Source organism: Blastococcus sp. SYSU DS0552 (assembly GCF_054050815.1).
This window is the reverse complement of the sequence record NZ_JBJHAB010000023.1, coordinates 25,622-46,295: the sequence shown is the minus strand read 5'-3', so window position 1 is coordinate 46,295 and position 20,674 is coordinate 25,622. Positions and strand designations below refer to the sequence as shown.

Sequence of the window (20,674 nt, the reverse complement as noted above, 5' to 3'; positions counted from 1 at the left end):
GGTCAGCCGCGCGTCGCCCCCGCCGGCGGGGTCGGTCCGGCGGGGATGCCGGCCGCGTGGCCGCCCGCGCCCGTGCCGGCGCCGTCCGCCCGGGCGCCCGGGCGGTCGGGGACGAGGTTGCGCCCGCGCAGCACGAGCGGTCGCTCGATCACGCGGTAGACCACCGCGGCGACCGCGACGGCGACGAGCCACGTCACCGGAAGCACGACCACGAGCGGGTGGGTGAAGACGTCCCACAGGACGATCAGCAGCGGCATGTGGAAGAGGAACAGCCCGTAGGAGCGCTCACCCAGCCAGTCCAGCGGGCGGCTGGCGAGGAAGCGGCGTCCCCGGCCCGCCGTCTGGTCGCCGAACACCAGCGGCCAGACCGCCAGCGCGGCGACGCCCGTGTAGAGCACGTGCTTGGTGATCCCCTGTCCGGCGGTCAGCGCCGAGGAGAGGTCGACGGGCCCGGTGAACGGCCCGGCCGCCACCCAGAACAGCGCCGCGGCCGCGCCCCAGCACGTCCACGGGCTGCCGCCCAGCTCGTGCGCCCAGCGGACCGGCGCCCAGTCGGGCGAGGCCACGGAGAGCACCGCGATCGCCATGCCCGCCCCGAACCACGACGCGTAGGCCGGCAGCCACAGCGTCAGCGAACCGAGCAGGTACGGGTCCGAGGCCGCCCAGGCGAACCAGGCGAAACCCAGGAGGGAGGCCACGGCCAGCGCGGCCAGCAGGAGCCCGGGTCGCCACCGACCGCCGCTGAGCCGGAGCAGCCCGGCGACGATCAGGGGGAGCAGGACGTAGAAGGAGACCTCGGTGCACAGGCTCCAGGCGTGGTCCAGGCCGTCGGCGTGCCAGCTGCGCGAGTAGATCTGGGTGAGGGTGAGGAAGCGCAACCAGTCACCGCCGCCCATCTCCCGGTTCCCGGGGAGGAACAGCATGGCCAGGACGACGCACACCCAGTACGCCGGCAGGATGCGCAGCGCCCGTCGCCACAGGAAGGCGGCGGTGCGTGGCGCCGGACGCCCCTCCGCCGCGGCGCGGAAGAGCGGCTGGGAGAGCAGGAAGCCCGAGAGCGCGAAGAACACCGCGACGCCGACGTCCAGCCGGGCCAGGGCGTAGCCACCGGTGTCGGCGGTGTACGAGCCGGTCCAGAAGGCCGCGTGCGTGGTGACCACGGCGGTGGCCGCGAGCGCGCGGAGGCCGTTGAGCGCCGGATAGCGCACGGTCAGTTCCCGCCGGGGGTGAGGGCCAGGGGCTGTCCGACGGCCACCGACGCGACGCACAGCGGGGCCTGGGGGTCGGCCACCTCGATGACGACGCTGTCGACGGGGCCGCTCACCTGCACGAACAGGTTGTGGACCCCCGCCTCCGCGAGGCCGGCACCCACGGTGTCCCCGGCTCGCACGGTCACCAGGTTCCCCACCCCGGCGAAGTAGGCGATCTGCACCAGCCACCGGCCGTCGGGCGTCCCCCGCGGCAGCTGTACCTCGGCCGGTTCCTCCCCGGCGGGCCAGCCGCAGTCCGGGGTGGGCCCGGAGCCGGACGTGCTCACGGGGTCGACGACGGCCAGCTGGCCGTGGCCCTGGTCGTCCAGGGCCACCACCTCGTCGACGACCTGCCCCTCGGCCAGGAAGGGTGGGAGCCGGGGGAGGCCGGCCAGGACGACCGACGCGCGGTTGGCCGGCGCCAGCCGCTCGGGGACGACGTGCTCGGGCACCGGGGCATCGGCGAGGACGAGGTCGACGCGCCCGGTCAGCGCCCCCTTGGCGTTGTCGACGAAGTCGCGGCCGGCGTTGGTCGACCAGTGCCGGGCGAAGCCGGCGGTCGAGAGCACGGCCCCGGCGAGGAGGGCCGAGGCGACCGCCAGTGCGACTCCGGTCCGCGTGAGCCGAGCCGTCGCCTCGGCCGTCCGGCCGCGGGTGGTCCAGGCCCGTCGGATCAGGACGGTGGGTGCCTCCCGGACCGGCAGGAAGGCGAGCCCGACCGCCAGCGCCGCCACGAGGGCCGTGGTGGCCGGCGGAACCAGGTCGGCCGCCACCGCACCCGCCGTGGCGCCGGAGGACGCGGCGCCGAGCACGGCGGTGACGACGACCACCGCGGCGAGCAGCCAGGCGCGCAGCGCCCCCCGGCGGACCAGCACGGACGCGAGGACCACCACGGCCAGGGCCACGGGGGCGCCCCAGACGAGGCCGACCGGCGGGTCGGGCGTGGCCAGCGGCGCCAGCACGGTCTCCCAGCGCCAGGGGCCGCCGACGAGACCGGGGAGCACCGTGTGCGCGAGGACGCCGGGCAGCGTGCGGAGGCCTTCGCCCAGGGCGGCCCCATCGACGAGCGGGTCATCGGAGAGGAGCAGGCGCGCGCCGAGGCCGACGGCCACGGCGGCGGCGTGGGCCGCCCAGGCGATCCGCCACCGGGCGAGGGTGCGCAGCCTGGCCCGCAGCGGGCCGGTGGTCGCCCAGAGCACGGTGCCGGCCAGGAGCAGCAGCGGCACCAGCGCGGCCTCCACGGCGAACAACACCCCGGCCGCGACGGCCAGCGCGCTGGTGAGGGCCTGTGCGGGCGAGCCCGAGCGCAGGAGGTGCACGTGCCCGCGGACGGCGACGAGGAGGGCCAGCTGGAGCGGGAGCTGCACCACGGCCGCGCTCCACCACGTCCCGCCCACGAGCGTGAGCGAGCTGGTCAGGTAGACCGTCAGCGGGAGCAGCACCGTCGGCCGGCGGCCGAACAGCTCGACCAGCAGCCGGTACAGGAGGAGGTCCACGAGCAGCTGCCCGAGGAGCTCGAGCCCCACCAGCGCCGGCCAGGACAGCGGGGCGATGGCCGCGACGCCCCGGGCCAGGCCCACGGCGCCGGGAGGTCCGGGGACGTCGACCGGCAGGCCGGCGGCCACCGCGGCCGCGAGGAAGTCCGGCCCGGTGAGCCAGCCGCTCGCCGCGGCCCAGCCCCGGAGGGCGAGGTGCCCGGCGATGAGCACGGCCGCGACCACCGGGACGACGGTCGCCCGGTCGATGCGCAGCTGCACGACGGCGGTCCCCGGACGCGACGGGGCCTCCGCAGGCGCGCCGGCGTCGACGCGCGGGGGTGCGCTCATGGGGCTCCGTCCACTGTGACCCGGGTTCCGGGGCAGCGTAGACAGCGCGGCTACCGAGCGGTAGTACCCGCCGGTACCACCTCGGACACCGCTAGGGACGGCGCTCGAGCAGCCCGACCACCGTCGCCGTGGCGGCGTCGACGTCCTCGGGCAGCTGCGCGGCCTCCCCGCGTTCCACCCGTGCCAGCATCAGCTCGTTGACGCCGCCCACTGCGGCGAGCACCAGTTCCCGACCGACCGGGCGCACCTCGTCGGGGTGGTCCTGCGCCAGCCCGCCGGCCACCTCGCAGATGAGGTCGACGTACTGGTCGAACACCTGCCGGCGCAGCGCCCGGGCCCGCGGGCCGGCCGCCTGCACCTCGACCAGCGCCGCCCAGGCGACGGCCGGCCCGGCGGCGAGCGTCTCCAGGTAGGCGCCGATGCCCGCGCGCAGCCGGCCGCGCCAGGGGAGCCCGGCCGCGTGCGCCTGCTCCTGCGCCCGGCGCACCGTGTCGAGCACCTTCTCGTTGGCCCGGCTGTAGAGCTCGAGGAGGCACTCCTCCTTGTCGCGGAAGTGGGCGTAGACGATCGTCTTCGACACCCGGCCCTCGCGCGCGATGTCGGAGATCGTGGTGGCCTGGTACCCCTTCTCCGCCATGCAGGTGGCCAGGGCCCAGAGGATCCGTCCGCGGCGGTGACCGTCGTCCACGGAGGGATCGTCGGTGGGGTCGACCAAGGGGTCCATCGGCTCGCAAGAGTAGTGCGCCGGGAGGGTGCGGTGAGGGAACTCACCGGCCCGGCGTGGAATGGCCGACCGCGTTGCGGTGTCCTGTCCAGGTGACCTCCGTCCCGGCCGCCCGCCCGTCGGCCCGCGCCTACGCGATGTGGCTGGTCGGGCTGCTGGCGTACGCCGTCGCCGTCTTCCACCGGTCCTCGCTCGGCGTGGCGGCGGTGGAGGCGCAGGAACGGTTCTCGGCCGGGGCGTCGGCGGTGTCGCTGTTCCTCGTGCTGCAGCTGGCCGTCTACGCGGCGCTGCAGGTGCCGGTGGGCGTGGCGCTGGACCGGTTCGGATCCCGCCGGATGATCCTGGCCGGGGCCGTGACGATGGCCGGAGGCCAGCTCCTGCTCGCGCTGGCCACCGACGTGCCGACGGCCGTCGCCGCCCGGGTGCTGGTGGGCGCGGGGGACGCGATGACCTTCATCAGCGTGCTGCGCATCGTCGCCCTGTGGTTCCCCGGGACGTCGGCGCCGCTGATCACCCAGCTCACCGGCATCCTCGGGCAGATCGGATCGGTCGCCGCGGCGTACCCGCTCGTGACGCTGCTGCACGCCACCTCGTGGACGGCGACGTTCCTCGGTGCCGCAGCGACCGGCGCGCTCGTCGCCGTGCTCGTGGCAGCAGCGCTTCGGGACGCCCCGCCCGGCACGGTCCGGCCGGTGGCGCCACCGGTGGCGGAGCTCCGCCGCGGGCTGGTCGACACCTGGCGGGAGCCTGGAACCCGGATCGGCCTCTACACGCACCTGGTCACCCAGTTCTCCGGCACCGTGTTCGCACTGCTCTGGGGCTATCCGTTCCTGGTGGTCGGCCAAGGGCTCGCGCCCGGCACGGCGGCCGGCCTGCTCACCCTCCTGGTGCTGGTCGGGATGGGCGTCGGGCCGGTGCTGGGCAAGCTGTGCGCCCGCTGGCCGCTGCGCCGCTCGGTGCTCGTCTTCGGCATCCTGACCGCCACCGCCACGATCTGGACCGTCGTCCTGCTGTGGCCCGGGCGTGCCCCGCTGTGGCTGCTGGTCGTGCTCGTGGCGGTGCTCGGCACCAACGGTCCCGGCTCGATGATCGGGTTCGACTACGCCCGCACGGAGAACCCGGTCGAGCGGCAGGGCAGCGCCAGCGGTGTGGTCAACGTCGGCGGGTTCGTCGCCTCGCTCCTGACGATCCTGGCCGTCGGGGCGGTGCTGGACCTGCTCACCCCCGGCGCGTCCACCGACTACGACCTGGACGCCTTCCGGGCGGCGTTCGCCGTGCAGTACCTGTTCTGGGCGATCGGCCTGGCCGGGGTGGTCCGGCACCGTCGGGAGCTCCGCTCGCGGCTGGCCCGGGACGGCGTGGTCCTGGTACCGCTGCACGCCGCCGTCCGCGTCCGGCTGCGCTCGGCCGGGCGCTCCGCGCAGCGGCCGGGGGCGGGGCGGGACCGGAGCCGGCGGCCCGGGAACCGGTAGCGTCCGCCGTCCGGGTCATGAGATCGGTGGGTGCGATGAGCTTCGACCAGGTGCGCAGGGACTGGACGACCCTGGGGGCGGAGGACCCGCTCTGGGCCGTCCACGTGGCCGCGGACAAGCGTGGTGGGCGGTGGGACGCCGACGCCTTCCTCGAGCTCGGCCGCCGGGACGTCGGGGTCGCGCGCGAGCAGCTGGCCGGGCTCGGGCTACCCACCACGTGGGACCGCGTCCTGGACTTCGGCTGCGGTGCCGGCCGGCTGAGCCAGGCGCTCGCGGAGCACGCGCGCGAGGTGGTGGGCCTCGACGTCTCCGCGCCGATGCTGGAGACCGCTCGCCGCCTGGACCGCAGCGGCGGACGCGTCCGCTTCGTGCTCGGGGAGGACCCCGACCTGCGGGCCTTCCCGGACGAATCGTTCGACCTCGTCTACACCGAGCGGGTCCTCCAGCACCTGCCGCGCCCGGTCCTCGAGACGTACCTGGCGGAGTTCGCCCGCGTGCTGCGCCCCGGAGGTGTGGCCGTGGTGCACTGCACCACCCGGCCGATGTGGACCCTGCGTGGTGTCGTGTGGCGGGTGGCGCCGGCGCCGCTGGTGCGGTGGGCGCAGCGGCGCCTGCTCGGCTACCCAGCACCGATGCGGATGACCGGGGTGCCCGAGCGGCGGGTGGCCGACCTGGTCGCGGTGCACGGGGCGGAGGTTCTGGACGCCGCCCCGGTCGACGAGCCCGCGACGCACTGGCGGGCACGGCGCTACGTCGTCCGGCGCCGCCCCGCCGGAGGTGCGCCCGCCGGCTGAGATCGGCGGCCGCCCGGCGCCGCGAGCGGTTGCCACGCCGTGCGCGGTGCGGGCACGATGCGGCCAACGGAGGGGCCGGTCAGGGGGGTGTTCGTGGACGTCGTGGTCGGGCTGGACTCGGGCACCACCGCGACGAAGGCGGTCACCGCGGGCACCGACGGCCGCATCCGCGACGTCGCCAGCGTGGCCTACCCGCTCCTCGTGCCGGCCCCCGGCCGGGCCGAGCTCGACGCCGTGCGCCTGGCCGCGGCGGCCGTCGAGGCGCTGGGCGAGGTCGCCGCCCTGGCCCGGGACCGGGGGGACTCGGTCGTCGCCGTCTCGCTCAGCGCGGCGATGCACGGCCTGGTGCCCATGGACGACGAGGGGAGCCCGCTCGGCCCGGTGGTGACCTGGGCCGACGACCGCGCGGCGCAGTGGGCCCAGGCGCTGGTCGCCGACGGCCGCGCCCCGGACCTGCACGCCCGCACCGGCACCCCCGTGCACGCGATGTCCCCGCTGGTCAAGCTGTCGTGGGAACGGGCCGAGGACGCCGACCGGGTGGCCCGGGTGCCCCGCTGGGGCGGGGTGAAGGAGCTGGTGGTGGCCGCCCTGTGCGGCGGGGGGCACGTGGTCGACCGGTCCTGTGCGTCGGCCACCGGGCTCTACGACCTCCGCGCCGGGCGGTGGGACGAGGAGGCGCTGAGCATCGCCGGCGTCCGCCCCCGCCAGCTCGGCGAGGTGCTGCCGACGACGGCGGTGCTGCCCGGCCTGCGCCCGGAGGTGGCCGCCGCCACGGGGCTGCCGCCCGGTCTGCCCGTGGTGATCGGCGCCTCCGACGGGGTGCTGGCCAACCTGGGTGTCGGCGCCGTGAGCCCGGATGTCGCCGCGGTCTCGCTGGGCACGAGCGGGGCCATGCGCGTCGTCGTCCCCCGCCCGACGGTCGACCCGGGGCGCCGGTTGTTCTGCTACGCCCTCACCGACGACGCCTGGGTGGTCGGCGGCGCCATCAACAACGGCGGGTCGGTGGTGCGCTGGGCCGCCCAGGCGCTGGCCGCCGGCCCCGAGGGCGCCGAGGGCCCCGCGGGCGAGGCCGCCGACGACCTCGACGCGCAGCTGCTCGAGGAGGCTGCCGCGGTTGCGGTCGGCAGTTCGGACCTGCTGTGCCTGCCCTACTTCCTCGGCGAGCGGGCGCCCTGGTGGCGGTCGGGGATGCGGGGGGCCTACCTGGGGCTGCGGCGCGAGCACCGCCGGGCGCACCTGGTGCGCGCCGCCGTCGAGGGCGTCTGCCAGCAGCTGGCGCTGGTGCGGGACGCCTTCGCCGCGACGGACGTGCCGGTGCGGGAGGTCCGGGCGACCGGCGGCGCGGTGGCCTCCCCGCTCTGGATCCGGACGCTCGCGGCGGCCCTCGACCTGCCGGTGCGGGTGGCCGACTCCCCGGAGGGCACCGGCCTGGGCGCCTGCCTGCTGGGGTGGCACGCGCTCGGGGAGCTGCCCGACCTCGGCGCCGCCACCGCGCTGGTCGCCGTGCACGAGCCGGTGCTGCCGGACCCCGACGCCGTCGCCGTGTACCGGCGGCTGCGCCCCCTCGTCGACCGGTCCACCACGGCCCTGGCCGACGTCCTGACCACGCTCGACGCCCTGGACGACGCCCCGAACCCCCCGACCTGAGCCTCGTGGAGGAGCCATGCCCGACGCAGAACCGGCGCTGAGCGCCGGAGTGCTGCTGCTGATCGCCGCGATCGCGGTCGGCGTCCTGCTCTTCCTGATCATGAAGGTGAAGCTGCACGCCTTCCTGGCCCTGATCCTGGTCAGCCTGGCGGTGGCGCTGGCGGCACAGGTGCCGCTGGAGGACGTGGTCACCACCATGACCGCCGGTTTCGGCTCCACGCTGGCCAGCGTCGCGCTGCTCGTGGGGATCGGGGCGATGCTGGGCCGGCTCTTCGAGCACAGCGGCGGCGCCCAGGTGCTCGCCGACAGCCTGATCAAGCGCTTCGGCGAGCAGCGGGCACCGCTGGCCCTCGGCATCGCCGCGCTGCTGTTCGGCTTCCCGATCTTCTTCGACGCCGGGCTCGTCGTCTTCCTGCCCATCGTGTTCACCGTGGCCCGCCGGCTGGGGGGTTCGCTGCTCACCTACGGGCTGCCGGTGGCCGGTGCGTTCGCCGTCATGCACGCCTTCGTGCCGCCGCACCCGGGCCCGGTCGCCGCGGCCGGGCTGATCGGTGCCGACATCGGCCTGGTGCTCGTCTTCGGCCTGCTCATCGGCGTCCCGACGTGGTTCCTGGGCAGCTACCTGTTCGGGCTCTGGGCCGGGCGCCGGTTCGAGCTCCCCGTCCCGACCATCCTGGCCGGGGAGCCGAAGACGGCGGACGACGCCCCGGACCCGTCGGTCGAGGGCAGCTCGCCCGGGATCGCCACCGGCGGGCGGGCCGCCACCGGGACGGCGACCCGGCCCGCACCGCCGCGGTTCGCCACCGTGATCTCGGTGCTGCTCCTCCCGATGCTGCTGATCTTCCTCAACACAGGCCTGACCACGCTCGCCGCCGAGGGGATCGTGGACGAGGAGTCGGCGGTGGTCCGCTGGGGTCAGCTGATCGGGGCGACGCCGATCGCGCTGCTGATCACCGTGCTGCTGGCCATGTGGGTGCTGGGTCGGCGCCGCGGCGACAGCGGCGCAGAGGTCGAGTCGGTGCTCAACAGCGCGCTCGGGCCGGTCTGCGCGATCATCCTGATCACCGGCGCCGGCGGCATGTTCGGCGGCGTGCTGCGGGCCAGCGGCATCGGCACCGCGCTGGCCGACGTCCTCGGCGACATCGGCCTGCCGGTCATCGTGGCGGCGTTCGTCGTCTCCGCTCTGATCCGGGTGGCGCAGGGCTCGGCCACGGTCGCGCTGACGACCGCAGCCGGCCTGATCGCCCCCGTGGTGGCGGCCACCGACGGGCTCAGCTCCGTGGACCTCGCGCTGATCGTCATCGCGATCGCCGGTGGCGCGACGGTGCTCTCGCACGTCAACGACTCGGGCTTCTGGCTGGTCAGCCGGTTCTTCCAGATGGACGAGAAGACCACCCTGAAGACCTGGACGGTGATGGAGACGCTGCTGGGCACGATCGGTTTCGTGCTGGCGCTGGTGCTCAGCATCTTCCTCTGACCGTGGCGCCTCCGACGGACGAGCTGTCGGGCCGGGCCGACCGTGGCAGGGTGGAGGAATGACGCTCGCCTCGCGCGCCGCCGCGGCCGGCCTCTCCGCCCTGGCAGCCGTCGCCGCCCGTGACCTGATGCAGCGCGAGCACTCGCTGCTGCGCAACTTCCCGGTGATCGGCCATGCGCGCTACCTGATCGAGTCGATCGGGCCGGAGCTGCGCCAGTACCTCGTGGCCGGCAACAACGAGGAGCGGCCCTTCACCCGCGACCAGCGGCGCTGGGTCTACGCCTCCAGCAAGCAGGAGAACAACTACTTCGGCTTCGGCACCGACAACGACCTCGAGTTCACCGCCGGCTACCCGGTGATCAAGCACGCCACCTTCGGGGCCTCCGTGCCGGCCACCGACGTGCACACCGGGCAGGGCGTCGCCCTCCCGTGCGCCAAGGTGCTGGGTGCCGCGCGGGGCCGGGCGGGGGCGTTCCGGCCCGAATCGGTGGTCAACATCTCCGCGATGAGCTTCGGCTCGCTGTCGGGTCCGGCGATCGAGGCGCTCAACCGCGGTGCCGCGCTGGCCGGTTGCCTGCACAACACCGGCGAGGGCGGCATCTCGCGGCACCACCGGCACGGCGGCGACCTGGTCTTCCAGATCGGGACGGCGTACTTCGGCTGCCGCGACGAGCACGGGCGGTTCGACCTGGACCGGCTCAAGGCCCTCGTGGCCTCCGCGCCGGTGCGGGCGCTGGAGATCAAGCTCAGCCAGGGCGCCAAACCGGGCCTCGGGGGAGTGCTGCCGGCGGCGAAGGTGTCGGCCGAGATCGCGGAGGCGCGCGGCGTCCGGGAGGGCGTGGACTGCATCAGCCCGTCCCGGCACGCGGAGTTCTCCGATCCCGACAGCCTGCTGGACTGGGTGGAGCTGCTGGCCGCCGAGACCGGCCTGCCGGTCGGCATCAAGTCCGCGGTCGGGGACCTCTCCTTCTGGGAGGAGCTGACCGACCTGATGGCGTCCACCGGCCGGGGCGTCGACTTCGTGACCATCGACGGTGGCGAGGGCGGTACGGGCGCCGCGCCGCTGATCTTCACCGACACGGTGTCGCTGCCGTTCCAGGTGGGCTTCGCCCGGGTCTACTCGGTCTTCGCGCGCAAGGGGCTGCACGACTCGGTCGTCTTCATCGGGGCCGGCAAGCTCGGCCTCCCGGACAACGCGACCGTCGCCTTCGCGCTGGGCTGCGACATGGTGAACGTCGGCCGGGAGGCGATGCTGGCCATCGGCTGCATCCAGGCGCAGAAGTGCCACACCGACACGTGCCCCACCGGCGTCGCCACGCAGAACGCCTGGCTGGTGCGCGGCCTGGACCCGGAGCTGAAGTCCGTCCGGGCCGGCAACTACGTGCGCACCCTGCGCCGCGACCTGCTCAAGGTCGCCGAGGCGTGCGGCGTACCCCACCCGGGGCTCATCGAGACCGACTCGGTCGAGATCCTCACCGGGCGCACCGCCTCGAGCCCGCTCGCGTCGGTCTACGGGTACGAGCCGGGCTGGGGGCTGCCCTCGGCCGCCGACCGCGCGGCGATCACGGCGATCATGTGCGGGCATGGCGAGCAGGGCGGCACCGCACCGCCGTCCGAGGACGCCGTCGGCTGAGTGAGGGCCCCGCGCTCCGACCCGTCGCCGGCCCGACGCCGATGGCGCCGAGGTCGAGGAGTGGGCCGGCCCCGGCCGGGGAAGACCAGGGAGCACCCGCACCCGACATCGGTCGGCCGTCCGGAGGAGAGCCCATGAACCGCACGTCCCTGCCCACCCGTCGCTGGCGTTCGGCCGCGGCGGGGATCGCCCTCGCGGCCGCGGCGTTCACCACGACCGCCTGCGGCGCCGAGGAGCCCGCCGAGGAGGGCGGCATCGTCGAGCAGGAGGAAGGCGGCGGCGAGGGCGAGCAGGAGGAGGGCGAGGAGGAGGACGACTGACCCGACGGGCCGGCCGCCCCGCCGGCGGGCCTCAGCTGCCGCGGAGCAGGTCCTCGAACGAGGTCGTCGGGTCGGCGAAGGGATCCGCCGGGACGGCCGGGGGGCGGCCGGCGACCAGGTCGGCGAGCTCGCCTGCCGCGCGGCGCACCCGGCCGGAGAGGCCGGGGCCGCCGTCGGTGCCGCCCGCCCAGTCCTCGGGCGCGGCGAAGACCGCGGTCGGGACCACCGTCGCGCGCAGGTAGGCGAAGAGCGGGCGCATCGCGTGCTCGAGCGCCAGCGAGTGCCGGGCGGTTCCCGCCGTCGCCCCCAGCAGCACGGGCCTGCCGGTGAGGGCGTCCTTGTCCAGCACGTCGACGAAGGTCTTGAACAGCCCGCTGTAGGACGCCGAGAAGATCGGGGTCACGGCGATGAGCCCGTCGGCCCCGGTCACCGTGTCGACGGCGCGGCGGAGCCCCTCGTTCGCGAAGCCGGTCAGCAGGTTGTCGGCGAGGTCGCGGGCGTGTTCGCGCAGCTCGACGACCTCGACGGTCGCGGTGATGCCGCGGTCGGCCAGCGCGGCTTGCGCGGCCGCGGTCAGCCGGTCGGCCAGCAGCCGGGTCGACGACGGGTTGCTCAGCCCGGCGCTGACGACGGCGAGGGTGCGCGTGCTCATCGGACCTCGATCTCCTCACGGGCCTGGCCCGTGACGCTGTCGCCATCGGCGTGCACGGTGGCGTCCTTCGCCCCGCCGGCCGCGGCGACGCGGGAGGCGTGGGTGGGGGCGTCCGGCACGTGCGCCGGCTTGAGAGCGGCGAACTCGCGGCGCAGCACCGGCACGACCTCCTCGCCGAGGATGTCCAGCTGCTCCAGCACCGTCTTCAGCGGCAGGCCGGCGTGGTCGATGAGGAACAGCTGCCGCTGGTAGTCCCCGACGTAGTCGCGGAAGCCCAGCGTGCGCTCGATCACCTGCTGCGGGCTGCCCACGGTCAGCGGCGTCTGGGTGCTGAACTCCTCGAGCGACGGGCCGTGGCCGTAGACCGGGGCGTTGTCGAAGTAGGGGCGGAACTCGTCCACCGCGTCCTGGCTGTTCTTGCGCATGAACACCTGCCCGCCCAGGCCCACGATCGCCTGGTCGGCGCTGCCGTGGCCGTAGTGCTCGAAGCGGCGGCGGTAGAACTCCACCATCCGCTGGGTGTGCTCCGCCGGCCAGAAGATGTGGTTGTGGAAGAAGCCGTCGCCGTAGTACGCGGCCTGCTCGGCGATCTGCGGGGAGCGGATCGAGCCGTGCCACACGAACGGCGGGACGCCGTCCAGGGGCCGGGGCGTGGAGGTGAAGCCCTGGAGCGGGGTGCGGAACCGCCCCTGCCAGTCGACGACGTCCTCGGTCCAGAGCCGGCGCAGCAGCGCGTAGTTCTCCACCGCCAGCTCGATCCCGTTGCGGATGTCCTGCCCGAACCACGGGTAGACCGGTCCGGTGTTGCCGCGGCCCATCATGAGGTCGACCCGGCCGTCGGCCAGGTGCTGCAGCATCGCGTAGTCCTCGGCGATCTTCACCGGGTCGTTCGTGGTGATCAGCGTCGTCGACGTCGACAGCTGCAGCCTCTGCGTCCGCGCCGCGATCCACGCCAGCGTGGTCGTGGGGGAGGAGGAGAAGAACGGCGGGTTGTGGTGCTCGCCGAGGGCGAAGACGTCGAGCCCGACCTCCTCGGCCTTCTGCGCGATGGTCAGCACCGCCTTCAGCCGCTCGGCCTCGGTGGGGGTGCGGCCGGTCGTGGGGTCGGTGGTGATGTCGCTGACGGTGAAGACGCCGAACTGCATCTCGATCTCCAAACTGGTTGAGCATGCAATCATCTCAGCCGGGTCAACGCGGCGTACCCCGGCTCTATGCCCGGTCGCCCCTCCGGGTGGCCAGCGCCGGTGAAAGCGATCCGTAACTGATCCGGCACGCCCTGCCGTGGCGCCACCGGGGTGCCCGCGACACGGGTCACGGAGCAATCACGGCCGCCCGCGCGCCGTGCGGCCCTCTGGCAGATTCCGCTTCACCTACTTCCCAGGGGGGCCATCCGGATGCTCCGGCGTGTCGAGTTCGTCGCCAACCGTGCCCAGGACGAGGGGGTGCCGCCGGACGGGAGTGCTCCGCGGCCCTCGCAGCCGGCGAGCGATCTGGAGGCCTTGCTGGACCACCGGCCCACCTTCCGGGGCTCCGTGCGTGGCTACGACCGGCTCCAGGTCGACAACTACGTCGCCTGGGCCGAGGGCGAGCTCGCCGCCGCGCACCGCGAGCGCGAGCACCTGCTGGACCGGGTCGTCGCCTGCGGCACCGAGCTGGAGATCTCCCGGCGGCTGCTCGCCGAGCAGCCGGTCGGTCGGGACCGTCCGGTGGTCAGCGCACGGGTGGGGGAGGTGCTGCGACTGGCCGAGGACCAGGCGGCGCAGGTGCTGGACGCCGCCGAGGCCGAGGCGGCGCAGCTGCGGGCCGATGCCCGCCTGGAGGCCGACGCCCGGCTGCGCAAGGCCCACGAGATCAAGGAGCTGGCCATCGACGTCGCCGACCAGCTCCGCGTGAACGCGCAGCGGGACCGGGCCGAGGGTGCAGCCGTCCTGGAGAAGGCCCGCGCCGACGCCGAGGAGCTGCTGCGCGCCGCGGCGGCCGAGCGGGACCGGCTGGCCGCCGAGGCCGCGGCGGAGCGGGACCGGCTGGCCGCCGAGGCTGCGGCGGAGCGGGACCGGCTGGCCGCCGAGGCCGCGGCGGAGCGGGAGCGCGTCGCGGAGCAGGCCCGGCGCGACCGGGCCGCAGCCGAGGAGGCGGCCGGCGCCCGCCTGGCCGCGGTGCGGGCGGAGTTCGAGGACCTGTGCAGGCAGCGCGACCAGGCCCGGGAGTCGCTGCGGTGCCTGACCGACCGGATCGGCGCGGCGCTGCAGGCGGTCGGCGTGCCGCCGGCCGAGGAGCTGGCGCTCCTGGGCGCGCGGCGCGAGCCCGTCGCGGGCTGACGGCGCGGCGCGGCGGCGCCGGTGACGTGACCGGCCCCGCGTGATGAGAGGCTGACCCCCACGGTGATCGCACCGGCGCGCGCCAACAGGGAGGTCAGCGGTGGACGAGGTCCGTGAGGTCGTTCAGGTCGAGGGTGGCGTCGTCGTCGGGCACGACGGTTCCAAGTGCGCGCAGGAAGCGCTGCGGTGGGCCGGTCGGCTGGCCCACCGCGCCGACGTCGACCTGCACGTGGTGCGCGCCTGGTCGATGACGACCGCACCGCGGCCCGCGACCTGGGAGCCGGGCTACGTGCCGCCGCTGCCCGACTGGGAGCAGGCGGTGCACGACGAGCTCACCGCGCACGTGGCCGCAGCCGGTCTGGACCCCGCGGTGCGGGTCACCGGCCACGTCGTCCACCGCGCGCCGGTGCCCGGCCTGCTCGCCGCCGCCGAGGGGGCGGCCCTGCTGGTGGTCGGTGCGCGTGGACGCGGTGGCTTCTCCGGGCTCCTGCTCGGCTCGGTCAGCGACCAGCTGGTCCACCACGCCGCCTGCCCGGTCACGGTGGTGCGCACCGGGGCCCAGGGGCGGGACTTCACCGCCGACGAGGTCGGCGCCGCCGTCGGGGAGTGACGCCGACGGCCCGGGGCGGGCGTCGGGCAGACTGCCGCTGACCTGCGGACCCACCGCGGGCAGGCGGCGGGAGGAGACGCGCGTGCGCGACTTCGCGGGCACGACGGTGGTACCGGTCGGCGAGGGGCCGGAGGACGTGCTCGTCGACGCGGCCGGGCGGGTCTACACCGGTCTGGCCGACGGCCGGGTCGTGCGCACGGCAGGACCGGGCGCCCCGGTCGAGGCGGTCGCCCGCGTGCCGGGCCGTCCGCTGGGCCTGGAGTTCCTCGGGGCGGACGAGCTGCTGGTGTGCGCGTCCGACGCCGGGCTGCTGGCGGTCTCGCTGGCCGACGGGGCGGTGCGGACGCTGGTCGACCGGGTGGCCGGCCGCCGGCTGGAGGCGGTGAACAACGCAGCCGTCGCCGCGGACGGCACGATCTACTTCACCGACTCCTCCCAGCGGTTCCGCATCCCGCAGTGGCGGGCGGACCTGGTCCGGCGGACCGCCAGCGGCCGGCTGTTCCGCCGCACCCCCGACGGCACCGTGACCGAGCTGCTCGGCGGGCTGGAGTTCGCGAACGGGGTCGCGCTCGCCGCGGACGAGTCCTGGGTGGCGGTCGCCGAGACCGGCGCGGCGCGGCTCCGGCGAGTGTGGCTGACCGGCGCCCGGGCCGGCGCGAGCGAGGTGTTCGTCGACGACCTCCCCGGCCATCCCGACAACATCGCGCTGGGATCCGACGGGCTGGTGTGGATCACCCTCCCCAGCCCGCGCGTCGCGGCGCTGGCCGCCATCCACCGGCTGCCCGCACCGCTGCGGGCGCTGCTGAGCGCGCTGCCGCCGGCTCTGCAGCCCAGCCCCGGCCGGACGCTGGGGGTGCTCGCCGTCGACGAGCACGGGGCGACGGTGCACCGGTTCAACGGGGAGATCCCCGGGTTCGAGATGCTCACCGGGGTGCGCGAGTCCGGCGGCACCCTGTGGTTCGGCAGCCTCACCGGCAGCACGGTGGCCACGGTCGCCGTCTGACGGCCGGGATCAGTCCGGCGCCGGCGTGCCGTAGACGGCGGGGAGCCAGATGCCGAGCAGGACCTCGACGACGTCCTGCTCGGCGACAGCGGGGCCGTCCCCGCTGAAGGTGGCGTAGAGCACCCGCTCGTTCATCGAGGTCAGGGCGACGGCGAGGTCGCGCGCAGCCGGCCCCGGCGGCGCGGCGCCCCGCGCGCGCTCGGCGTCGATCGCCGCCGCCGAACGCTGCACCCAGCGCTCGAGCACCGCCGACCACAGCGCGCGCACCTCGTCGTTGGTGGAGCGGGCCTGCGCCCAGGCGACGGTGAGCGAACGGTGGGTCCGGAAGGTGTCGTAGTAGGCGCCGATCGCGCGTGCCCAGCCGTCCCGCGCCCCGGCCGCCGGGGTGTCGAACGCCCGGCGCATCGCCGTGTCGGCCTCGGCCACGACGCGATCGAGCAGCGAGAGCAGTACCGCGTCCTTCGACGAGAAGTAGAAGTAGAACGTCGGGCGGGAGATGCCGGCGCCGCGCGCGAGGTCGTCGACCGAGATGGCCGCCAACGGCCGTTCGGCGAGGAGGCGCTCGGCGGTGGTGAGGATCGCGAGCTCCCGGTCGTCGCCGGAGGGCCGGACCGGACGCCGTCCCCGCCCAGCAGCGGGCACATGACTCGCGGCAGCCGGCACGGAGCGGAGGATAGCCGCACGCGGCCCCGACTCGACACCCCGTTGACTCCCTCGACACTGCGTCGATAGCGTCGGCGGGCCACCCGCGGCGCGGGGTGCGGCCGAACGGCCCGGCGGAGCGAACCGGAGAGTGCTGGCATGACCACCGAGCACGTGGACGTCCTGATCGTCGGCGCCGGGCTCTCCGGTGTCGGTGCCGCCTGCCACCTGGAACGGGAGCGGCCGGGGACCAGCTACGCGGTGCTGGAGTCGCGGGCGGCGCTGGGCGGGACCTGGGACCTGTTCCGCTACCCGGGCATCCGGTCGGACTCGGACATGTTCACCCTGGGCTACTCCTTCCGCCCGTGGCGGGAGCCCGAGTCGATCGCCGACGGGCCGACCATCCGCCGGTACATCGAGGAGACGGCCCGCGAGTACGGCGTCACGGAGAGGATCCGCTACCACCACCGCGTCGTGTCGGCGGAGTGGTCGAGCGCCGAGGCCCGCTGGGCGGTCACCGCCGCGCGCGCCGACACCGGCGAGACGGTCACCCTCACGTGCACGTGGCTGTCGGTCTGCTCCGGCTACTACCGCTACGACCAGGGGTTCCGGCCGGAGTTCCCGGGCGAGCAGCGCTTCCGGGGGCAGCTTCTCCACCCGCAGCACTGGCCCGAGGGCATCGACCTGACCGGCAAGCGGGTCGTCGTCGTCGGTAGCGGCGCCACCGCGGTCACGCTGGTGCCCAACCTGGCGGAGCAGGCCGAGCACGTGACCATGCTGCAGCGCACGCCCAGCTACGTCATGTCGCTGCCCGGCCGTGACCCGATCGCGCAGAAGCTGCGGGCGCGGCTGCCGGAGCGGGTGGCCTACTCGGTCGTGCGGTGGAAGAACGTGCTCACCAGCACCGCGCTCTACCAGCTCAGCCGGCGCCGGCCGGCCCTGGTCCGCTCGCTGATCCGTCGCATGACGCAGAAGCAGCTGCCGGGGGTCGACGTCGACACGCACTTCAACCCGCCCTACGACCCCTGGGACCAGCGGCTGTGCCTGGTGCCCGACGGAGACCTGTTCCGAGCCCTCCGCCGGGGCGCGGCGTCCATCGTCACCGACCGGATCGCGACGTTCACCGAGGAGGGGATCGAGCTGACGTCGGGCGAGCACCTGGCGGCCGACGTCGTCGTCACCGCGACCGGCCTGAACCTGCTGCCGGTCGGCGGGATGCGGATCGTGGTCGACGGGGAGCCGGTCGAGTTGCCCGAGCGGGTGTCCTACAAGGGCATGATGCTCTCCGGCGTGCCCAACTTCGCCATGGTCATCGGGTACACGAACGCCTCGTGGACCCTCAAGGCCGACCTGGTCAACCGCTACGTCTGCCGCCTGCTGGACCACCTCGAGGAGCACGGCTACGCGTCGGCCACGCCGGTCGCCCCCCCGGAGGGCGGGGGAGCGCCCTTCCTCGACCTCGCGGCGGGCTACGTCCAGCGCAGCCTCGCCGGCCTGCCGCAGCAGGGGCGCCGCACACCCTGGCGGCTGCACCAGAACTACCTGCGGGACGTCGCCATGATGCGCCGGGGCTCGCTCGAGGACGAGGGCATGACCTTTCAGCCGCGCGTGCCCGCAGCCGCCCACGCGGATCGGGTCGTGGCCTGATGGGGCCCTACGCCTTCGCGGGCGGGACGGCGGTCGTCACGGGCGCCGCCAGCGGGATCGGCGAGGCGCTGGCCGTGCAGCTGGCCGACCGGGGCAGCCACCTGGTGCTGCTGGACCGCGACGCCGACCGGCTGGCGGCGGTGGCCGGTCGGATCGCCGCCGACCACCCGGCCCTGCGCGTGGCGACGCACGTCGTGGACCTGGCCGACGACGAGGCGACCGCGCGGGTGGCCCGGACGCTGGTGGCCGAGCACCCCGAGACCACGCTGCTGGTCAACAACGCGGGGGTCGCCCTGGGCGGTCGCTTCGACCAGATCGGGCTGGCGGACTTCGAGTGGGTCCTGGCGGTGAACCTGCGCGCCGTCGTCCGCCTCACCCACATGCTGCTGCCCGTGCTGAAGACCCACCCCGGCGCCCACGTCGTCAACGTCTCCAGCGTCTTCGGCATCTTCGCCCCGGCCGGGCAGGTCGCGTACGCGACGAGCAAGTTCGCCGTCCGGGGGTTCAGCGAGGCGCTCCGTCACGAGCTCGCCGACGACGGCATCGGCGTCACGGTCGTGCACCCGGGTGGGATCCGGACGCGGATCGCCGAGAGCGCCCGCACCGGCGCGGGCGTCTCGGTGGAGGAGTACGAAAAGGGGCGGGCGCAGTTCAGCAAGCTGCTGCGGATGCCGCCGGAGGACGCCGCCGCCCGCATCGTGGCAGCCGTCGAGCGCCGCCGCCCCCGGCTGCTGATCGGCTGGACCGCCACGGTGCCCGACGTGCTGGTCCGCCTGCTGCCCGGCACCTACTGGCGGCTGATCGCTCGCCGGGCGACCGCGGCGCGGCCGAGGGGCTGAGCACCGGGAAAAGGGTTGCCGGTGGCAGTAGAACGGGGACGTGACCGACCCCTCCTGCCGGATCGTCGAGCTCGGCCCCGACGACGACCTCTTCCCCTCCTGGTGCGAGGTGTGGGCCGCCTCCGGCCGGGCCGCCCGGCCGCAGGACCCGCCCCGGCCGGCGCAGGAGCACGTCGCGCTGGGGTGGGAGCTCGTCGCGCCCGGTGGCTCCCGGGACGGCACCCACCGGGCCGCCCTGGTGGACGGCGCGGTCGCCGGCGCGCTCCGGCTGATCCTCCCGCGCAAGGACAACCCGACGCTGGCGGTGGTGGACCTCGCGGTGCACCCGGCCTCCCGGCGCCGTGGCCTCGGGAGCGCGCTGCTGGCCGAGGCCCGGGTACTCGCCGCCGCGCACGGCCGCAGCTCGCTGGTGAGCGAGGTGGACGAGCCCGGCCCCGGGGCGCCGGGCCGCGCCTTCGCCGAGCGGCACGGCTGGTCCTGCGACCTGGTGGAGACCCGCCGGGAACTGGTGCTGCCGGTCGACGAGGACCGGCTGGGGGCGCTCGAGGCCGCGGCCGGCGCCGGGTACGAGATCGTCACCTGGCGGGACCGCACCCCGGACGCGCTGCTGGCCGACCGGGCGCTGCTGGAGCGGCGCATGACCACCGACGCACCCCACGGCGATCTGCCGGTGGGGGAGGAGGAGTGGGACGGGGACCGGATCCGCGAGTACGAGCGGACCCACGTCGCCCGGGGCCGGACGGTGCTCAGCGCGGGCGCGGTGATCGGCGGCCGGCTGGTCGGCTTCACCGACCTGCAGATCCCGCTCGCCCAGCCGGCGCTCGCCCACCAGGGCGGCACGCTGGTGCTCCGTGAGCACCGGGGGCACCGGCTCGGCGCCCGGATGAAGGCGGCCGTGCTGCGGGAGCTGGCAGCGGGGTTCCCCGGCGTCCGGCGGATCAGCACCTACAACTCCGAGGGCAACACGCCCATGGTCGCGGTCAACGAGGCGCTGGGTTTCCGCCCCGCCGGCGCGCTGTCGTCCTGGTCGACCCGCCTCTGAGCCGGGCGGTCCCACCGCCCCGGGTCGCGTGCGGTTGACTGCCGGGGTGGACCGTTCCATCCCTGCGGAGTTCGTCCGCGCCCACACCCGGCCGGTCCGGCCGGACCTGGTGCCCGAGGTGGAGCTGCTGGTCGCCGCCGACGTCGTCGCCCTGTGGGAGGCGATGGAGACCGAGCACGGGCGCACCTCCACGGACCCGCCGTTCTGGGCCGCGGCCTGGCCGGGCGGCCAGGCGCTGGCCCGCCACGTGCTCGACCACCCCGGCCTGGTGGCCGGGCGCACCGTGCTGGACCTGGGGGCGGGCAGCGGCCTGGTCGCGGTCGCGGCGGTCCTGGCCGGCGCGACCGCGGTGCTCGCCAGCGACGTCGACCCGTTCGCGCTGACCGCGATCGCCGTCAACGCCGAGCGGAACGGCACCTCGGGCATCACGCCCGCCGGCGACGTGCTCGGGGGCGAGCCGCCCGACGTCGCGGTCGTCCTCGCCGGCGACGTCTGCTACGACCGGGAGATGACCGACCGGGTGCTGCCCTTCCTCGAGGCGGCCCGGGCCGGCGGTGCCGAGGTGCTGATCGGTGATCCCGGGCGGGTGTACCTCCCCGAGGACCGGCTGGAAGCGCTGGCGGTCTACGACGTGCCCGACACCGAGCCGTCGCCCACCGGGCCGGTGCCGGTGCGCCGGACCACGGTCTGGCGGCTCCCCTGACGGTCACCTCCCGTTCCTTTTCCCGCCAGGGGATTGTCACGAACGGATAACGCTGGTTACCGTGGGTCCCGCCCG

Annotated in this window: 19 protein-coding genes; 13 read left to right on the top strand and 6 right to left on the bottom strand. The window is 75.2% G+C overall.

All coding sequences use genetic code 11. The annotated features are described in order from the left end of the window. Nucleotides 1–2: 2 nt before the first annotated feature. The 3 genes from ACI8AG_RS18430 to ACI8AG_RS18420 all read right to left on the bottom strand — a co-directional run bounded on the left by ACI8AG_RS18430 (nt 3) and on the right by ACI8AG_RS18420 (nt 3,764). Nucleotides 3–1,208: an acyltransferase family protein gene (locus ACI8AG_RS18430; protein WP_456590730.1), complete on the bottom strand. Its 1,206-nt coding sequence runs from the start codon at nt 1,206–1,208 to the stop codon at nt 3–5. A gap of 2 nt (nt 1,209–1,210) precedes the next feature. Next, nucleotides 1,211–3,076 carry a hypothetical protein gene (locus tag ACI8AG_RS18425; RefSeq protein WP_456598165.1) on the bottom strand — a complete coding sequence of 622 codons (1,866 nt, stop codon included), beginning with the start codon at nt 3,074–3,076 and terminating at the stop codon, nt 1,211–1,213. A 91-nt stretch (nt 3,077–3,167) separates the two neighbouring features. Further along, the gene (locus ACI8AG_RS18420; RefSeq protein WP_456598164.1) at nt 3,168–3,764 is read right to left on the bottom strand and encodes a TetR/AcrR family transcriptional regulator; all 597 of its coding nucleotides are present in this window, start codon (nt 3,762–3,764) and stop codon (nt 3,168–3,170) included. 128 nt (nt 3,765–3,892) lie between these two features. Between ACI8AG_RS18420 and ACI8AG_RS18415 the strand changes: the two genes are divergently transcribed. The 6 genes from ACI8AG_RS18415 to ACI8AG_RS18390 all read left to right on the top strand — a co-directional run bounded on the left by ACI8AG_RS18415 (nt 3,893) and on the right by ACI8AG_RS18390 (nt 11,143). Then, nucleotides 3,893–5,272 carry an MFS transporter gene (locus ACI8AG_RS18415; RefSeq protein WP_456598163.1) on the top strand — a complete coding sequence of 460 codons (1,380 nt, stop codon included), beginning with the start codon at nt 3,893–3,895 and terminating at the stop codon, nt 5,270–5,272. Between the two features lie 17 nt (nt 5,273–5,289). Then, on the top strand, nt 5,290–6,066 hold the full coding sequence (locus tag ACI8AG_RS18410; protein ID WP_456598162.1) for a class I SAM-dependent methyltransferase: 777 nt from the start codon (nt 5,290–5,292) through the stop codon (nt 6,064–6,066). 93 nt (nt 6,067–6,159) lie between these two features. Then, nucleotides 6,160–7,713: a gluconokinase gene (locus ACI8AG_RS18405; RefSeq protein ID WP_456598161.1), complete on the top strand. Its 1,554-nt coding sequence runs from the start codon at nt 6,160–6,162 to the stop codon at nt 7,711–7,713. Nucleotides 7,714–7,729: 16 nt separating this feature from the next. Beyond that, nucleotides 7,730–9,190, top strand: coding sequence for a GntP family permease (locus ACI8AG_RS18400; protein ID WP_456590724.1), 1,461 nt, complete (start codon nt 7,730–7,732; stop codon nt 9,188–9,190). Between the two features lie 58 nt (nt 9,191–9,248). Further along, nucleotides 9,249–10,823 (top strand): FMN-binding glutamate synthase family protein, encoded by a 1,575-nt coding sequence (locus ACI8AG_RS18395; protein WP_456598160.1) that lies wholly within the window; start codon nt 9,249–9,251, stop codon nt 10,821–10,823. A gap of 134 nt (nt 10,824–10,957) precedes the next feature. Beyond that, a complete protein-coding gene (locus ACI8AG_RS18390; RefSeq protein WP_456598159.1) occupies nt 10,958–11,143 on the top strand; it encodes a hypothetical protein in 186 nt (61 codons plus the stop codon). 31 nt (nt 11,144–11,174) lie between these two features. Here ACI8AG_RS18390 and ACI8AG_RS18385 read toward each other — a convergent pair whose 3' ends face one another. Further along, the gene (locus ACI8AG_RS18385; protein WP_456598158.1) at nt 11,175–11,795 is read right to left on the bottom strand and encodes an FMN reductase; all 621 of its coding nucleotides are present in this window, start codon (nt 11,793–11,795) and stop codon (nt 11,175–11,177) included. Then, nucleotides 11,792–12,952 carry an LLM class flavin-dependent oxidoreductase gene (locus tag ACI8AG_RS18380; protein ID WP_456598157.1) on the bottom strand — a complete coding sequence of 387 codons (1,161 nt, stop codon included), beginning with the start codon at nt 12,950–12,952 and terminating at the stop codon, nt 11,792–11,794. The genes ACI8AG_RS18385 and ACI8AG_RS18380 overlap by 4 nt, the downstream gene beginning before the upstream one ends. A 237-nt stretch (nt 12,953–13,189) precedes the next feature. Here ACI8AG_RS18380 and ACI8AG_RS18375 point away from each other — a divergent pair, with 237 nt between their 5' ends. The 3 genes from ACI8AG_RS18375 (at nt 13,190) to ACI8AG_RS18365 (ending at nt 15,726) form a co-directional block, all read left to right on the top strand. Beyond that, nucleotides 13,190–14,113, top strand: coding sequence for a DivIVA domain-containing protein (locus tag ACI8AG_RS18375; protein ID WP_456598156.1), 924 nt, complete (start codon nt 13,190–13,192; stop codon nt 14,111–14,113). Between the two features lie 100 nt (nt 14,114–14,213). Then, complete coding sequence (locus ACI8AG_RS18370) at nt 14,214–14,723, top strand: universal stress protein (RefSeq protein WP_456590718.1); 510 nt, start codon at nt 14,214–14,216, stop codon at nt 14,721–14,723. Between the two features lie 82 nt (nt 14,724–14,805). Beyond that, nucleotides 14,806–15,726, top strand: coding sequence for an SMP-30/gluconolactonase/LRE family protein (locus ACI8AG_RS18365; RefSeq protein WP_456598155.1), 921 nt, complete (start codon nt 14,806–14,808; stop codon nt 15,724–15,726). A 9-nt stretch (nt 15,727–15,735) separates the two neighbouring features. Here the strand turns inward: ACI8AG_RS18365 and ACI8AG_RS18360 are convergent, their stop codons facing one another. After that, on the bottom strand, nt 15,736–16,389 hold the full coding sequence (locus ACI8AG_RS18360) for a TetR/AcrR family transcriptional regulator (RefSeq protein ID WP_456598154.1): 654 nt from the start codon (nt 16,387–16,389) through the stop codon (nt 15,736–15,738). A 138-nt stretch (nt 16,390–16,527) separates the two neighbouring features. Here ACI8AG_RS18360 and ACI8AG_RS18355 point away from each other — a divergent pair, with 138 nt between their 5' ends. The 4 genes from ACI8AG_RS18355 to ACI8AG_RS18340 are packed head-to-tail and all read left to right on the top strand — an operon-like array spanning nt 16,528 to nt 20,599. After that, a complete protein-coding gene (locus ACI8AG_RS18355; protein WP_456598153.1) occupies nt 16,528–18,015 on the top strand; it encodes a flavin-containing monooxygenase in 1,488 nt (495 codons plus the stop codon). Then, nucleotides 18,015–18,854: an SDR family NAD(P)-dependent oxidoreductase gene (locus ACI8AG_RS18350; RefSeq protein ID WP_456598152.1), complete on the top strand. Its 840-nt coding sequence runs from the start codon at nt 18,015–18,017 to the stop codon at nt 18,852–18,854. The genes ACI8AG_RS18355 and ACI8AG_RS18350 overlap by 1 nt, the downstream gene beginning before the upstream one ends. Before the next feature lie 40 nt (nt 18,855–18,894). Further along, nucleotides 18,895–19,896 carry a GNAT family N-acetyltransferase gene (locus ACI8AG_RS18345; RefSeq protein WP_456598151.1) on the top strand — a complete coding sequence of 334 codons (1,002 nt, stop codon included), beginning with the start codon at nt 18,895–18,897 and terminating at the stop codon, nt 19,894–19,896. 46 nt (nt 19,897–19,942) lie between these two features. Continuing rightward, a complete protein-coding gene (locus ACI8AG_RS18340; protein ID WP_456598150.1) occupies nt 19,943–20,599 on the top strand; it encodes a class I SAM-dependent methyltransferase in 657 nt (218 codons plus the stop codon). The last annotated feature ends 75 nt before the right edge of the window (nt 20,600–20,674 follow it).